The organism is Halorubrum sp. (assembly GCF_046498025.1).
Lineage (GTDB): Archaea > Halobacteriota > Halobacteria > Halobacteriales > Haloferacaceae > Halorubrum.
This window is the reverse complement of the sequence record NZ_JAWOBM010000075.1, coordinates 1-15,916: the sequence shown is the minus strand read 5'-3', so window position 1 is coordinate 15,916 and position 15,916 is coordinate 1. Positions and strand designations below refer to the sequence as shown.

Here is a 15,916-nt window from a genome sequence, read left to right as displayed (position 1 = left end):
ACCGTTACCGCCTCGCTTTCGACGCTCGGACCCGTCCGCGAACCCGAATTATCAAATCTGATTTAGAAAGGTAAAACGTTATATCCCGACCCGGTCTCAAGGCGATTATGAGCAGTGCGCCGACGAGCGACTCCGACACCGGTTCTCTTTCTGAGGTAACTCGCGTTTCCCACCGCTGTGACGACCGAACGCCGAGTCTCGCGATCGTCGAGGCGATCGCCGATCTCACCGGCGTCGAGCCCGGTGCGCTCGCCCACGACGCGGGCATCGTCCTGTACGACCACGTCGACCCCGACGCCATCGACACGCTCGTCGCGCATCACCCCGACAGCGGAGTCGACCTCTCGTTCACCGTCGACGAGTACGACGTGCGCGTCGACCCCGACGAGGTCGTCGTCCGGGTCGCCGAATAAGACCGACAGCGCCTCCCTTACCGCTCGGTTTCAGCCCGTTCTCGGAGCCTCGCGATCCGATCGCCGAGCGGCGGCTGGACCTCGAACCACGTCGACCAGTCCCCCGTCTCGGGCTCGACCCCCCGGATCGCCGCGACGCGCTCGAAGGCGTCGGCGACCAGTCCCGCACCGACCGCGTCCGCGGCGCGGTCGTCGGCCGCGTACTGCACCCGTCGTCCGACCCAGAACGCGGCGAGTCCGACGGCGACGAGCGAGGCGAAGCCGGCCTGAAACGGGACTGCGATCGTCACGATCGCCGCCAGGATCGCGAGCACCGCCGCGATCGCGACCGCGCGGAACTCCCCGTAGTACGTCTCGACTCGCCCAGCCTCGGCCGCGAGGAGTCCGATCGCGGCGTCCTCTTCGAGGCCGTCGAGCACGCTCTCCGTGAGAAAGAGGACTCGCCTGCGAGGGGGCCCGCGGACGGCGACGTCGACCCGTCCGATCCCCGATCCGCGGTCGTCCGCCGTCGCGGTCTCGATCGCGACCCGGTCGACGTCGAGACCGGCGGTCTCGCGGAGCGCGGCGAGGCGGTCCCGTTCCTCGACCGTCGGCTCGCGGAGGTCGCGGAAGCGATCGGCGACGTACAGCGGACCGACCTCGACCGCGAGGACGGCGAGGACGGCGACGCCGACGAGGAACGCGGCGGTGAGCATGGCTCCGATTCCGTTCCGGACCGAATAAAGTGACCTGATGTCCCGCGCCCCGTCGCCCGTCAGCGGGGGACCCGCTCGGCCAGCTCCCGAATCGCCGCCGCGGCGTCGCTTTCCGGCGCGGCGTCGACGACGGGCCGCTCCGCGGCGACGGAACGACCGACGCGCGGGTCCGCGGGGACCACCGCCGCGGGCGCGCCGAGCGCGTCGGCGATGGCGTCCGTCGGCGGCTCCTCGGTCACCCGGTTGACGGCGCAGCCGACGAGCCCGGCGTCGAGTTCGCGGGCCAGCTCCCGCGTCCGGATCGCGTCTGCCAGCGCGAACGCCCGCGGGGAGACGACCAGCGAGCACGCGTCTGCCACCGCCAGGGGGACGCCCGCGTCCGCCCGTCTGCCGGCCGGGCAGTCGAGGACGACGGTGCCGCGCTCCCGTTCGATCGCCGCCATCGCGTCCCCCAGCGCCGACAGGTCGCAGGCGCGGGCGCCGGCGAGTGTCCGCCCGCACGGGACGACGTCGACCGGTCCTGTGCGCACCGTCTCCGTCGGATCGGCTCGCCCGGCGAGCACGTCGTGGAGGTCCGGGCCGCGGCCGCCGGGGAGGTCGGCCATGCCGAGGTCCGCGTCGACCACGACCGCGTCGAGCGCCGCGGCGAGATTGTACGCGACCGTCGTCTTTCCGACGCCGCCCTTCCCGCCGGCGACGGCGAGAATCACGCGAACCGCTCCAGCGCGCCGACCGGGACGTCGGTCGCCGCCGCGCGCTCTGCGAGCGACGCCGCACGCTCGCTCACCGCTCGGAGGCGCTCGGCGTCCTCCGCGACGCCTTCGTCGAGGTCGGCGAGCGCGTCGACGCCGCCGGCGTCCGCGACCACCGCCGTCGCCGTTTCCACGTCGGCGCCGGTCAGGCGCTCCGCCCGGTCGATCCGGGCCTCGACCGCGGCGAACCACTCGTCGATCGCCTCCGGAGCCGCTCGACTCCGCTCGCCCGCGTCGCGGCGTCCGCCGTCCGAGTCGCAGGGAGCGGGGACTACGAGGTCGTCGCCTCGGGGGTCGTCGGCCTCGCGGACTCGCCTGAGCGTGCGATCCCCGTCGGCCCCGCGCCCCCCGTCGACGGCGGCCCGCGGCGGCCGATGATCGCCGAGCTCGCGGAGCGCGGCTGCCGCCGTTGAGCCGGCGTTCTCGCCGCCGGCGGGACCGAGACCCTCGCGAGCGGACTCCGTTGAGTCGACGGGCTCGACGCTCGCGACGGTCACCGGTGGCTCGACCGGCAGGGACGGCGCGGCGAAGCCGAATCCGCGTCGCTCGCCCGGACCGATCCGCAGCGTCACCCCGGTCGCGTCCCAGCCGCTCTCCGGCACGCCGGCTCGCCGCGGCGGAAGCACCGGGGCGTCGAACCGGCTCTCGACCCGCACGCGGCGAGAGACGGCGTCGTCGTTGTGCACCCGACAGCGCACCAGCGAGGCGTCGCCCGCCCGGTCGACGGTCCACGAGAGATCCATACGGCGGCTGTTTCGGCATCCGATGTAAATGTCGGCCCGGGACCGACTCGATCAGGAGTCGTGCTGGGCGCCCGGCACGGCGTCCGACCGAGCGACGGGCGTCTCGAGCACCGCCTCCGGAGCCCTCGATCCGCGGACGGCGAGCCAATGTGCGGCCCCGACCCCGAGCGTGACCGGCGCGTCGAGATCGGCGAGCCGAACCGCCGCGATCGAGGCGGCGAGCGGCGGACCGTCGTACTCCGACGGCTCCGAACCGGCGGTCGTCGGACTGACGCCGGGGACCGCTGCGAGCGCGTCGCGGAACGTCGGGTACACGCCCGCCGCGAGTTCGCGACGCGCGTCTCGCCGGCGGTTCCGCAGTCGGTCCCGGAGTTCGAGGCGCCGCTCGCGCTCGTCGCGGGCGGCGGCGGCCCGCTCGCGCGCTCGTTCGAACGCCTGTTCCGCCGCTATCCGTTCGGTCTGCGCGTTCGAGAGCTCGGCCGCTGCGGCCGTGAGGTCGGCCAGGGCTTCCTCCGTCTCCGCCTCCACGGCCCGCCGAGCCCGAACGTCGCCGCGGAGGGCGGCGACGCGCTCTTTTAATCGCTCCTCCTCGCCGCTCGCCGCCGCGACCCGTTGCCGGGCCGCGGCGAGGTCGATGTGGTCGACCTCGATAGCCGCAATCTCCTCGCGGAGCCGCCGGCACTCGTCTCTCACGGACGACGTGTGTCCGCGGGACCGCGCCGCCGCCGCGAGCTCCCGTCGGAGGCTGGTCCCGGTGGGCACCCGGCCGAGGACCGTCGCGGGCGCTGGAACCGACCGCCCTCGCGGTTCCGGCGCGCCGGTCACAGCTCGTTCCCCTTCAGGCGATCGGGGTCCGGATGCTCCGTTCCGGCCGCGAACGCGGCGTACGGCGTCGACGCCGTCTCCCTGTTCGCGTACGCTTTCGCGGCCTCGCGGACCGACTCGTCGAGCGCGACGAACTCGTTGAACGGCTCCGTTCGTTCGATCTGCACGTCCCCGCCGTGCGTCTCTCGGAGCCGTACGGCGAGGAAGGCGGCGTACTCCGTCGCCTCGAGCAGCGCCGCCCGCCCGAACCGTCGGACGACCGGCCCCTCGTGGCGTCGGCACAGATTTCGGAGGCCGGTGCGGGCCGCCTCCGAATACGTCACGATCAGCAGCACGAACGCGGCTGATCGAGGAGTGAACTTATCGCTTCCGAACTACTCTGGATCGCTGACTCGTTCGACCTCGAACTTGGGGACTGCATCGTTTTTATTGTCTGTCAGATCGTCGGACGTACTCGCCTCGGCAGCGTCGATCGAGAGCGCGAGCACGCGCTCTCGCGCCGCCGGCGCCGAGGGAGCCACGACGACCCGTCCGTCGGCCGGCTCCTCACCGACCGCGCGGAACACGTCGTCGTCGCCGTCGAACTCCGTGGCGTAGGTACGGAGCACCGTCGCCACGCGCCGCTCCGTGTCGGCGAGGTCGGCCTCGCCGTCCTCGAACGCGCGGAGCGCGTCCTCGACGTTCCGTATCGCGGAGATGCGGTCCATCTACGTCGTCCGCAGGTGCCCCTGTTTCGGCTCGTACACTTCGCCCTTCGTGCGGAGCTTCTCGATCTCGCCCTCCGCCTTCCCCTGGTCCATCCCGATCTCGCCGGCGCGGTCGAGCACCTCCTCGACCGGCGCGCCCTCCTCGTACTCCGCCTCGATGTCCGCGATGAGGCCCTTGATGTTCTTGATGCGGTCGCGCTGGCTCTTGGAGGTGCCCGTTTCCACCACGTCGGCGTCGAACTGCCCCGTCTCGGGGTCGACGCCGATGTCCTTGAGACAGGACTCGACGATGTCGGTCGCGCGGTCCGCGTCCTCGCGCTCGACGGTGTCCGAGAGCCTGAGCCGCGCGCTCGCCTCCGCGAGCCGCACCATCGCCTCAAGCTTCCGGGCGGTGACGGGCACCGGGGCGTCCTCGTCGGCGCCCTTCGAGCGCAGGTCGACGTAGAACTCCTCGATCAGCTCCTTCGCCTCCTCGGTCATCGTCGGGTAACAGGACCGCTTCGCGTGGGCGATGTACTTCCGGAGCAGCTCGGCGTCGATCTCCGGGGCGACCTCCTGGGTGACCTCCGCGACCTGGTCCGGGGTGAACTCCGAGCTCGCCAGCTCCTCGCGCTGGGTGTTGAGCTCGCCCGCGTAGTTCGTCTTGATGATGTGTTTCGCCAGCCGGGAGTCGTGCTCCGGGTCCGGGCTGTCCGTCACCGTGAAGATGAGGTCGAACCGCGAGATGAGCGCGGGCTCTAAGTCGATCTGCTCGCCGATCGGCTCGTACTGGTCGAACCGGCCGTACTTGGGGTTCGCGGCGCCGAGGAGGGAACACCGCGCCTTCAGCGTCGCGTTGATCCCCGCCTTCGACACGGAGATCTTCTGCTGTTCGAGCCCCTCGTGCATCGCCGACCTATCCGACGAATCCATCTTGTCCAGCTCGTCGACTGCGGCGATCCCCTTGTCGGCCAGCACGAGCGCGCCGGCTTCGAGCGACCACTGCTGGCCGTCGCCGAAGTCGTCTCTTACAGCTGCGGCCGTATTGTGCGTCACGATCCCGTTTCCGAGGAAGTTGTGGGTGTCCGGGACCGTGAGGTCGAACACCTCTTTTTTTCCGGTGTGTTCGGCGTCAACGACTTCGTCCCAGACGAGGTCGGCGTCGGCAACCTCCTCGACGTCCCCGCCGATCGCGCCGAGATCGAGACTATCCACGATGGCTTTCGCCCGAGAACGACTTGGGTTCTGCCCCTTTACGAAATTCTGGCGGTATGCTGTAGACCCGCCGTCTGCCCGTGCGAGTGCGCTCCCCACCGGAAGCCGTTCACCACGCCGAGGCACGTCGCGGACGATTCCGCGTAGAGCCCGTGATTTTGCAGTCGACCGGAATCCGATCTGATCGGCGAACGCGTCGAGTTCCTTCCCGTAAATGGCGAGGTGCGTTTGGATCGAAGTCGATTCGATTTCGTGTCCGTCCGCCCGTGTGTAGGTCCCGCGGCGGTCACGCTCACGGGTTCGTGAACGGACGCCGTACGTCTCCAACATCAGTTGGACTTGCTCCGCGAGTTCGCCACAGACGGTCGAGAACTGGACGCTCGATCCGCCGTCGTCACGTCCGCAAACTGACCCGTCCGCGTCGAACAGGCCCCGGAGGAATGCGTCAGCGTGTTCCGCCGTCGTGAGTCCCGGATCGAGACGGATGTCGTGTTTCGGCGATTCGACGCCGACGTTGGCGAGAAAGCGGGCGACGGTCGCGCTGTGAAGACGAATACAGGGGACACGTTCGTCCTGGTACTCGATCTGGACGGACCTCCCGAATTTGGCTTCGATGATATCGGCGGCCTGCTTCAGCAGGTCCGTGTCCGAGTTCGAGATCCGGACGTGACCGCGGTTGCCCCCTCGACGCGACACCATCACGTCGCCGTCACCGAAGACGAGTCCGATCAGATACATCAGATCCGCGTCGAACTTCTCGGGGATCGTCACACCGCTTCCGTGCCGAAGCATCGCCCGTTCGAGGCCGATGTCGTCGAGATGGACGTCGAGTGCATCGAGGACCGTATCGAGCTTTTCGCGTGGAATGTGACGGTTCGAGAGCGTGTCGTAAATAAAGTCCTCCGAGAGATCGAGTTCGGCGGCCGCGTTACGAAGCGTCCCGAACTCCTCGCAGAGACGAGTGCGGAGGCGTTCGATCGACTCGTCCGTCGGTTTCAGTTTTTCACCCGTGAACTCGACGTACTCACGAACTGACGGCGATGACCGGTCGATCCCGGCGTACCGTGGAACCGCAACGTGGTCGCCAACGCCGACCTCCGAAATCTCGCGCCACTCGATGCCGTGCCCGTCACAGACGAGAACCGGCGTATTGACCGACGCTTCGAGATCCTTTCCGTGTGCCGTCTCGATCCGCCGACACGATTTCTCGGGCATTCGCCACACGTGGGAACTCTCCGCGAGATCGATCGAGCCGTTGGCACGGTCGAACGTGTACAGATCGCGCGTCGACTCTGCGGCCGTTTCGATCTCGACCGGATCGGGGTGCTGGTCTGTGGCGAGCTCCCGAATCGGGACGAACCCGTCGCTCGTGTGAATCTTCGTGTCACCAACTACGCAGAGCCCCGCAGCAGATGACCCCTTCCCGGACGTATAAACTGATCTCGGAGCAATATTCTCGACATAACTGATCATCTGACTTTTTCCAGTACCCGGGTCGCCAATAAGCAGCATATGCAGGTCGCCGCGGATCCGCGAGCCGTCGGGGAGGTGTTTCGTGACGCCGGAGAACAGCTGGAGGATCATCGCGAGCTTCTCCTCCTCGTAGCCGTAGATAGCGGGCGCGATGGAGCCGACCATCGCCTCGTAGATGTCCTCGCGGTTGGAGAGCTCGATGATCTCGCGTTTGTCCGCCTCGGTGATGTCCATGTCCTCGAACTCCTCGTCCTCGATGGCGATGGAGACGCCGTCCATATAGAGGTCGAAGATGGCGGACTTCTCGTTGCCCTGCTCGACCTGCTCGATGTGGAGAACGCCGACGCAGGTGACGTGGTCGCCGGGGCTCACCTTTCCGGTGATGTCGTCGACGATGTCGACGTCGAGCGACTGGGGGGTCTCGCCGCCGCGGAGGCCCTCGGGCGACTCCTGAATGCGGAGCTTCTGGGAGTCGATGAACTCCGACTGGTCAAAGTTGACGCGGAAGGGCCCCTGCCGCTCGCAGCCCTGACACTCGTGGGGTTCTTGGAAGCCGCCGTCGCTCTGCGGGATGTACGTCATCGTGCCGCAGCGTTGGCACTCGAAGGCGGCCTCGGTGACCTTCGGGCGGACGTCGGTCGCCTTGCGGACGATCCCCTTGACCGAGACGAGCTTGCCGATGTGGTCGTCGTGGACGCGGATGCCGCGGATGTCGATGCTCTCGGGGAGGTTCTCTATCCGGACGTGCGCGCGGCCGAGGCTGACGTCGGCGGGGAGGTCGTAGAGCCGCAGCGCCTCCTCGGCGTACTCGCACATCTGGTCCGGCTTCGTGCGGAAGTCCTCGGCGAGGTCGCGGTCGAACTGAAACAGATCGTCGTAGTCGACGTATAGGGAGCGCTGTTCGTTGGGATACCGCTGCGCAAGCTGTCCGATCTCCTCGCGATAGTAGTTGCGGTAGAACTGAATGAACCGCTCCGTGAGGTCCTGATTCCCGGCCTGAGCCATTACGAAACCCCTTCGTCGGCATCACGTATGAACCTCATGCTCGGAGCGGAGGTGAACCTCGGCGGCCTCCGTTCGACCCGAAAATCCGGTTCCGTTCGGTCCGGACGCGGTCCCGCTACGCTTTCGTCACGAACGTCGCGTCGGCCGAGGTGCGCCCCTCGTTGAACGAGAGCACCTTGGCGCGGATCACGTCGCCCGGCGAGAGGTCGCGCGGGATGTCCTCGGTGAAGACGACGAACCCCTCGACCTTGCCGACGGCGACCTCCTCGCCGGAGTGGTGGTCGGTGAGCTCGGTGACGCCGAACTCGTACGTCTCGCCGATCTCGACGGGCGGCTCGCGCTCTTGGGCGGCCTCGTGGGCGCGCTTCGACGCGCGCGCCTCCCCCGACGGCCCGCGCAGGCGGCGGACGAGGGTCAACAGGACGAGCAGGGCGATCAGGGCCACGGCCCCCACGACGATCGGATCCGACGGTATCATACCGGTCGGTCGATCTCCGGTCACCTAAACGCTCGGGGTCGGCGGCGCGGACCGGTTCCGCCGCCGAACGTGCCCGTCCGAACCGCGGACCTTCAGACCCCGCCGGCCACATGAGAAACGCCTTTGGGCTGGAGCCCCCCCACTCGACGTGATGCGAACAACGCTCGGTCGCCCTCGAGTCACCCGCGAGCGTGGTGCGGCGTGAAGGTCGCGGACGCGGTGCCGGAGTTCGCCGACGCGTTCGGGTTCGAGGAGTTCAACCGGATGCAACGCGAGGCGCTGCCGGGGATCCTGCGGACCGACCACAACGTCGTCGCCTCCGCGCCGACCGCCTCCGGTAAGACCGCGCTCGCCGAGCTCGCCATCTGCAAGACGCTCTCGGAGGGCGGGACCGCCCTCTTCATCGCCCCCCTCCGCGCGCTCACCAACGAGAAGGAGAGCGAGTGGGAGCGCTTCGAGGAGCTCGGCTACTCCGTGTACGTCGTCTCCGGCGAGCGCGACCTGAACCCCCGCCGCGCCGAGCGCGCCGACGTGCTCGTGACGACGCCCGAGAAGGCCGACAGCGCGACGCGCAAACACGACTCCGCGCGGTACTCGTTCGTCACCGACGTCGACTGCGTGGTCATCGACGAGGTCCACCTGCTCGACTCGGAGAAGCGCGGCGCGGTGCTGGAGGTGACGGTCTCGCGGCTCCGCCGGCTGCAGGACCCGCGCGTCGTCGCCCTCTCGGCGACCATGCCGAACGTCGGGGACGTCGCCGAGTGGCTCGACGCGCCCGCGGAGACGACCTACGTGTTCGGCGACGAGTACCGCCCGGTCGACCTCGAAACGGGGGTGAAGACGTACTCGCACGGCTCGAACGCCTTCGCCGACAAGTACCGCCGGCTCTACCGCGCGCTCGACTTAGCGGAGCCGCACGTCCGCGAGGACGGGCAGGCGCTCGTGTTCGTCTCCTCGCGGCAGGACACGGTGCAGGCGGCGAAGAAGGCGCGCGACGAGATCACCGACCGCGACATCCCGATCGACTCCCGCGGCGACTACGACTACCACAACGAGGCGAAAGAGCTCACCAACGACACGCTCCGCCAGTCCGTCACCGACGGCGTCGGCTTCCACCACGCCGGGCTCGGGAAGGGGGACCGCGACCGCGTCGAGGAGTGGTTCAAGCAGGGGAAGATCAAGCTGCTCTTCTCGACGTCGACGCTCGCGTGGGGGGTGAACCTCCCGGCGCGCTGCGTCGTCATCCGCGACACGAAGTACCACGACCCCTTGGAGGGGGAGACGGACATCTCGCCGCTCGACGTGCTCCAGATGCTGGGGCGGGCGGGCCGGCCCGGTTACGACGACGTGGGGTACGGCTGGGTGGTCTGCGACCGCGCGGACGCCGACAAGTACCGCGAGCTGCTCCGGGAGGGCAAGGAGATCGAGTCCCGGCTCGCCGCGGAGCTGGAGTCGCACCTCAACGCCGAGATCGCGATGGGGACCATCCGCGGACTGGAGGACGTGATGGAGTGGTTAGAGACCACGTTCTACTACGTCCGCGCCGAGTCGAAGCCCGAGGCGTACGAGTTCGGCACGCTTCGGGACCGCGTGCGCGACACCCTCGACTCGCTCGTCACCGACGGGTTCGTCGCGGCCAACGACGAGCTCGCGATCGAGCCGACGGGGCTCGGCCGGCTCGCCTCGAAGTACTACCTCCGTCTGGACACGGCCCGTCGCTTCCGGCGGCTCGCCGACCGCGAGACTCTGACGGTGGACCGCATCCTCGAGACCGTCGCGGCGGCCGGCGAGTTCGACTCGGTCTCGGCGCGGTCGGCCGAGTCGGACGCGATCGACCGCATCCTCGACGGCCACGACACCGATTTAGAGGACGGTCACCGGAAGGTGTTCGCCATCCTGCTCGCCGGGATGGCCGACTCGATCCCCGCTGACCTGCGCTCGGACGCGTGGGTGATCCGCCAGAACGCGCTCCGCCTGTTGGCCGCGCTCTCGGAGTTCCTCGACCGGTTCGCCGGTCCTCGAGCCGCGAACCTCGCGTGCCGCGTCGAGGCGCGCGTCGATCACGGCGTCTCGCGGGAGGCGGTCGCGCTCACCGCGATCGACGGGGTCGGATCCGGCCGCGCCGAGCGGCTCGCGGACGCCGGGCTCACCTCCCCCGCGGCCGTCGTCGACGCCGGCGCCGGAGCGCTGGAGAACGCCGGCATGAGCGGCTCCGTCGCCGAGCGCGTCGTCGACGCCGCCCGCGACTGCCCCCGTATTGACGTCGACTGGGGCGACTTCCCCGACGCCATCGCGGTCGGCGAGAACGAACTGTGCGAGGTGGCGGTCTCGACCCTCTCCGGGAGCGCCCGCACGGGGATCCGGGTCACCGTCAACGACGTGGAGATGACCGCGACGACGACGTACCTCGACGGCGAGACGACGGTCCCGGTCGGCGTGTTCGGTCCCCCCGACGCCGACGAGCTGGTGTTCGTCGTCGAGGTCGTCTTCCCCGACCTGCCGCTGATGCCCGTCAGGGCCACGCGGACGGTCCGGGTGGGGTAAGATCACTCCTCGCGTTCCCGTTTCCTGACGTCCACGTGGTAGCCGTCGAGGACGTCCCGACCGAGGAGCACGGGGTACGTCATGTGGTTTCGGTTCTCGATGCTCGCGGTCACGGTCTGCCACTGCCTCCCGATCTTCACGTCGATCTCGACGACCGGGCGCTTCTGTCGACCGGCGCGCGATCCCGACTTCACGAGGACCGTGTCGACGATGGGGCCGGCGCCGATCTCCGCGGCGACGTCGAAGTCGATGCTCGTCCGCCGGGCGCCGGTGTCCGACTTGGCGACCGCGTCGATCGCGTGCTGGCCCGCGCTCACCGTCACGCGTTCGGTGTAGCCGACCGTCGCCGATCCCTCCGGCTCCGGGTCGACCGACGGCTTACACGCCGGGACCGAGTCGTCCAAGACCTCCGCGAGGTCGGCGACGCGGTCGGAGTCCACGCGGCCGCCGCCCCGCTCGATCGCGAGGGCGGCGATATACGGCGCGGGGCTGATCCCCGTCGCCTCGAAGAGCCCTTTAAATCCCGCCGTCACGTTCACCTCCAGAACGTACCACACACCGTCGCGACACAGCAGGTCCACGCCGGCGTAGTCGAGGCCGAGCGCGTCGGCCGCCTCGCGCGAGAGCCGCGCCGCCTCATCGGGGAGGTCGGCAGTGAAGTCCTCGACTTCGCCGCCGACGGCGACGTTCGTGCGCCACTCGTCCGACGGCGCGTACCGCTTCATAGCGGCGACGATGCGACCGCCGACGACGTACGCGCGGACGTCGAACGGCCGATCCGTGCCGGTGTCGATGAACTCCTGTAAGAACGCCCGCCGCCGGGCGATGTACGGGGAGACGGCGTCGTCCGCGCCGACGACCGCCATTCGGTCCCCGTGCGTCCCGATGGCGGACTTGTGGACCGCCTTCTCGTTCGTGAGTCGGTTCCCCTCGTTGATCGTCTGGTGGCTGAAGGCCATGTAGGCGTCGGGAACCGGAATCCCGGCCGCGGTGAGCGTCGCCGCGGCGCCGTACTTGTGCATGGCTTGGACGACGGCGGCCGGCGGGTTCAACACGGGACGCGAGGCGGCGTAGCTCGTCGCGATGCCGAGCTCGTCGAGCGGCTGGACCGCCTTCGTCGTCAACAGTCGGTTCGCGACGACCTCCACGTCGGGGTCGAACCGGAGGTTCTCGTCTTCGATCCACGAGCGAGCGTTTTCCTCGCGGAGCCAGACCGGCTCGTGCCCCAGTGCGTGAACGGCGTTGAGGATCGCCTTGGTCTCTTTGCTGTTGTGGAAACTCAACACCCCGACCCGAACGGGGGAAGCTGCGTCCGCTGTTCTCGACGGACCCGAACCGGAAGCCTCGTTCATATGTTCCCCTACGGAAACGATCTTGTTAAAAGAAACACACAATTCTTCCGTCAGCGACGTCCGGCCCGGGCTCGACACGTCCGATCTCACCGCCCACTCCGTCTCACCGCCCACTCCGTCTCACCGCCCACTCCGTCTCACCGCCCACTTCTTAAATCGGAGAACGGGGCAACCCCGCGGCATGCCCGAACGACTCCGCGTGTTCGCAGGCGACTGCCGAGTGACCGAACGCGGCGACCGCTCCCGGACCTATCGGGGGCGTGTCGTCGTGCTGATAAAGCCCGATGACACCACGCTCGTCCACGACGCCGACGGCTACCAGCCGGTCGCGTGGCTCACCCGCCCCGACTCGGTCGTCGTCGAGCGCGACGACGACGGCTTCTCCGTCACCGCCCGCGACGGCACCCGACGCCTCCGGGTCGTCTCCGAGGAGGCGACCGCCGGCCGCGCCCTGCCGATCACGGAGGCCGGAATCCCGGTCGGGACCTGCCCGGAGGGCGGCGGCCCGCTCGTGCGGTCGCGCGGCGACGTGGTCTGTCTCGACTGCAAGCGCCGGTGGGGCCTCCCCGCGGGCGGGAGCGTCACCGACGGGGTCTGTGACGAGTGCGGGCTGCCGAAGATCCGGATCGAGCGCGGCGAGCCGTTCCACCTCTGTCTCGACCCGGCGTGCGACCCGATGGAGGCCGCCGTCAGCGACCGGTTCGACCGCGTCTGGGAGTGTCCCGACTGCGACGGCGAGCTCCTCGTCAAGTCGGCGCCCGGCCGCGTCTACCTCGGCTGCGAGAACTACCCCGACTGCGAGACGACGTTCTCGATCCCCTCCGGCGTCGTCGTCGACGAGTGCGACTGCGGGCTCCCCGTCTTCGAGACGGCGACGGGCCGCGACTGCCTCGACGGGAGCTGTGAGTACGAAGGGCACGCGGCGGGCGAGGACGAGTAGCGAACCGGCCGAAACGAAACCGCCTACTCCGCGAGCTGCTCGCGTCCCGGCGCGATGAGCCGGTCGAGGTACTCGGCGAGTGCGCCCTTCGCGTCGGCGGGGTGGAGGTCGCCGGACTCCAGGTCGTCCGCCAGAGCGTCGTAGGCGTCGTACTCCAGGTCGCCGCCGTACTCCTCCGGGCGCTCGACGCGGACCGTCTCGAACCGGGGGAAGACGTGGTACTCGAACACCTGCAGGACGGGGTTCTCCCGGGACTGGCCGTCGTCGGTCGGCTCCGGCTCCGCGGTCGGCGGGCAGTACGCGTCGTTCACCTTCGACTCGATGTCCTCGCGGGAGTCCTCCATCGAGATGGTGACGCCCGTACTGGAGGACATCTTCCCGCGGCCGGTTCCGAGATCGGCGATGAGCGGCGTGTGGAGGCTCGTCGGCGGCTCGCGGTCGATGCTCGGGAGCACGTCGCGCGCGAGCATGTGCACCTTGCGCTGTTCCATCCCGCCGACCGCCAGGTCGACCCCGAGGTACGGGATGTCGAGCGCCTGCATGAGGGGGTACACCGCCTGCGACACCTTCACCGAGTCGCCGGAGGTGATCTCGGCCATCGCGCGCTCGGCCCGCGCGAGCGTCGTCTCCAGCTCTAACGCGTGGAGGTCCAGCGTGTAGTCGTCGTCGAGCTGGAAGTCGGAGCCGAGCACGAACTGCGTGTTCGACTCGTCGAGCCCGTACGCGATGAACTGGTCGCGCATGCGCTCTGCGGTGTGGCGGATCTCCTCGAACGACCCCTTGTCGTTGAGGTAGGCGTGCACGTCGGCGAGCAGCACCGTCACCTCGAACCCGGCCTGCTGGAGGTCGATGAGCTTGTTCGCGGTGAGCATGTGCCCGATGTGGAGGACACCCGAGGGCTCGTAGCCGACGTACGCCCGCTTCCCGTCGGGGTCGTCGGCCAGCGCCTCGATCTCCTCCTCGGTGACCACCTCGGCCGCGTTCCGGGTGATCCGCTCGTAGGCGTCCATACGCACGACTGTGCGGTTGTCGGTCATATGACTTCTGGAAGCGCGCTAGCGCGTCGCGAGGGCCGTCTCCGCGGAACGGTCGCCTCCGCCGACGCTACTCTTCGGTCTCCGGCAGCGTCCGCCCCGCGCGATGCTCCGAGATGATCCGGTCGAGGTGCTCCTGTTTCTCCGCCTTGCGCCGGCGCTCGCTCCGTCGCTCCCAGTCGTCGAGGGCGGCGTCCAGTCGCGTCTCACTCGCGACCGCCAGCTCGTCGACCTCGCGGACGGGAACCGCGTCCGCCGGAACGACCGGCACGTCGTGGTCGAACAGGACCTGGTCGGCGACGTCGGAGAGGTTGCCGTCGCGGATCACCGCTCGGGGATCCGTCTCGGCCAGCCGCTCTGCGGTCCGACGACCCGCGCCGGAGGCGTCGCGGAGGTAGACGACGTCGCCGGCGACCAGCCCGTACGCCTCGTCGGCGGCGTCCAGCGCGTCGAGCGTGAACTGCTCGACCACCTTCACGCTGACGAGCCCCTGGTCCGCGGCCACGTTATCGAAGTTCGAGTGATCGAGCCGCCACAGCTCCTTCAGCGTCTCCACTTTCCCTTCCAGCTCCGCGACGGCCTCTCTCGCCTCGTCGCGCTCGCGCTCCAGTCGGTCGGTCTCGCGTTCGAGGCGCGAGACGGCCCGGCGAGCGCGCGCCTCGATGCGCTCCTCGCGTCTCGCCTCCTCCAGCTCGCTCTCCAGCTCCGCGATCCGGTCGTCGCGCTCGGCGAGGTCGTCTTCCAGCGACTCGGCGTGCGACTCCAGCCGCTCGACGCGCTCGCGGAGCCGGCGGATCGTCTCCTCCTCCTCGGTGCGCTCGGGCTCGGTGGGGTCCGACTCGTCCCCGTCGGCCGCGCCGCCGCCGCTCTCGCCGCCGTCGTCCTCGCTCAGCTCCGCGACGACGGACTCGACGGAGGCGCCGCCGGCGACGACTCCCGCGATCACCGCCTCGCGGTCGAGCCGCGGCGGGGTCTTCGCCGCGATCCGGTCGAACTGGTCCTCGTGGTCGTCGTAGGCGTACAGCGCCGCCGCCAGCGCGTCGCGCTCGTGGTCGTTGTCGTAGCCCGCCTCGCGGGTCCGGTGGAGCTTCTCGTCGACGGGGAGGTCCGTGGTCGGCCGCCAGCCGGCGGCGTCGAACGAGCGCCGGAACTTCTCGACGGTCTCCGGCATCGGCTCCACGTCGGCGGCGACGATGATCGGCCGTCCCTGCTCGATTATCCACTCGGTCACCGCGGCCGTGTCGGCGGTCCGCGAGGAGTACAGCGCGTGGACGGTGCCGTCGAGTCCGACGACGGCGGCCGCGGTCGTCGTCCCGGGGTCGATCCCGACGATCACCCGGTCGCGCCGCTGCACGAGCGGCTCGTACTCGATCCCGTCGCGTCGCTCGCGCTCGACCTCGACGCGGACGTCGCCCGCCCGCGAGTTCGACACGGGGATGTCCTCGGGGCGCGCCTCCACGGTGAACGTCGCGTTCGCGTAGCCGCCGTACTTCTCCGTCACGTCGCGCTCGAACTCGAGGTTCGCGTCGTTCAGCTTCGACTGCACCTGTCGCGTCCGCTTCCTGACGTTGCCGTGGATCCGTCGGGTGTAGCGGTCCTGGCTCCACCCGCCCTTTCCGGTCGAGCGCCCGCGGGAGACCTTCACCCGCGTCTCGTCGGTGAACGCGGTCACCTCGTGGCCGACGTTGGCCGCGGCCAGCCGGGCCGACGCCTCCGCCTCCTTCATCGGCTTTTTTCCGTACGGGATCCCGTGGCGAGAGG

Annotated in this window: 14 protein-coding genes; 3 read left to right on the top strand and 11 right to left on the bottom strand. The window is 69.4% G+C overall.

Annotated features, from left to right (window positions below):
- Nucleotides 1–107 precede the first annotated feature (107 nt).
- The gene (locus tag R6U01_RS13415; RefSeq protein ID WP_410286963.1) at nt 108–413 is read left to right on the top strand and encodes a HalOD1 output domain-containing protein; all 306 of its coding nucleotides are present in this window, start codon (nt 108–110) and stop codon (nt 411–413) included.
- Nucleotides 414–430: 17 nt separating this feature from the next.
- Here the strand turns inward: R6U01_RS13415 and R6U01_RS13410 are convergent, their stop codons facing one another.
- The 8 genes from R6U01_RS13410 to R6U01_RS13375 form a co-directional block, all read right to left on the bottom strand.
- Complete coding sequence (locus tag R6U01_RS13410) at nt 431–1,108, bottom strand: peptidase (protein WP_410286962.1); 678 nt, start codon at nt 1,106–1,108, stop codon at nt 431–433.
- A 59-nt stretch (nt 1,109–1,167) separates the two neighbouring features.
- Nucleotides 1,168–1,818, bottom strand: a complete 651-nt coding sequence (locus tag R6U01_RS13405; protein ID WP_410286961.1) for a P-loop NTPase — start codon at nt 1,816–1,818, stop codon at nt 1,168–1,170.
- Entirely contained in the window at nt 1,815–2,603 is a 789-nt protein-coding gene (locus tag R6U01_RS13400) for a hypothetical protein (RefSeq protein WP_410286960.1), read from the bottom strand. The genes R6U01_RS13405 and R6U01_RS13400 overlap by 4 nt, the downstream gene beginning before the upstream one ends.
- A gap of 51 nt (nt 2,604–2,654) precedes the next feature.
- A complete protein-coding gene (locus R6U01_RS13395; protein WP_410286959.1) occupies nt 2,655–3,428 on the bottom strand; it encodes a hypothetical protein in 774 nt (257 codons plus the stop codon).
- Entirely contained in the window at nt 3,425–3,763 is a 339-nt protein-coding gene (locus R6U01_RS13390; protein WP_410286958.1) for a hypothetical protein, read from the bottom strand. The genes R6U01_RS13395 and R6U01_RS13390 overlap by 4 nt, the downstream gene beginning before the upstream one ends.
- A 39-nt stretch (nt 3,764–3,802) precedes the next feature.
- On the bottom strand, nt 3,803–4,135 hold the full coding sequence (locus R6U01_RS13385; RefSeq protein ID WP_410286957.1) for a hypothetical protein: 333 nt from the start codon (nt 4,133–4,135) through the stop codon (nt 3,803–3,805).
- Complete coding sequence (locus tag R6U01_RS13380; protein ID WP_410286956.1) at nt 4,136–7,807, bottom strand: LAGLIDADG family homing endonuclease; 3,672 nt, start codon at nt 7,805–7,807, stop codon at nt 4,136–4,138.
- 115 nt (nt 7,808–7,922) lie between these two features.
- Nucleotides 7,923–8,285, bottom strand: a complete 363-nt coding sequence (locus R6U01_RS13375) for a TRAM domain-containing protein (RefSeq protein ID WP_410286955.1) — start codon at nt 8,283–8,285, stop codon at nt 7,923–7,925.
- A 201-nt stretch (nt 8,286–8,486) separates the two neighbouring features.
- Here R6U01_RS13375 and R6U01_RS13370 point away from each other — a divergent pair, with 201 nt between their 5' ends.
- Nucleotides 8,487–10,829, top strand: a complete 2,343-nt coding sequence (locus R6U01_RS13370; protein WP_410286954.1) for a DEAD/DEAH box helicase — start codon at nt 8,487–8,489, stop codon at nt 10,827–10,829.
- A 2-nt stretch (nt 10,830–10,831) separates the two neighbouring features.
- Here R6U01_RS13370 and R6U01_RS13365 read toward each other — a convergent pair whose 3' ends face one another.
- A complete protein-coding gene (locus R6U01_RS13365) occupies nt 10,832–12,181 on the bottom strand; it encodes a RimK/LysX family protein (RefSeq protein WP_410286953.1) in 1,350 nt (449 codons plus the stop codon).
- A gap of 181 nt (nt 12,182–12,362) precedes the next feature.
- Between R6U01_RS13365 and R6U01_RS13360 the strand changes: the two genes are divergently transcribed.
- Nucleotides 12,363–13,121: a topoisomerase DNA-binding C4 zinc finger domain-containing protein gene (locus tag R6U01_RS13360; protein ID WP_410286952.1), complete on the top strand. Its 759-nt coding sequence runs from the start codon at nt 12,363–12,365 to the stop codon at nt 13,119–13,121.
- 23 nt (nt 13,122–13,144) lie between these two features.
- Here R6U01_RS13360 and R6U01_RS13355 read toward each other — a convergent pair whose 3' ends face one another.
- Together R6U01_RS13355 and R6U01_RS13350 are read right to left on the bottom strand one after the other, a co-directional pair.
- On the bottom strand, nt 13,145–14,131 hold the full coding sequence (locus R6U01_RS13355) for a tyrosine--tRNA ligase (protein ID WP_410286951.1): 987 nt from the start codon (nt 14,129–14,131) through the stop codon (nt 13,145–13,147).
- A 94-nt stretch (nt 14,132–14,225) separates the two neighbouring features.
- On the bottom strand, nt 14,226–15,916 hold a 1,691-nt coding region (locus R6U01_RS13350; protein ID WP_410286950.1), incomplete at its 5' end, for a DUF460 domain-containing protein.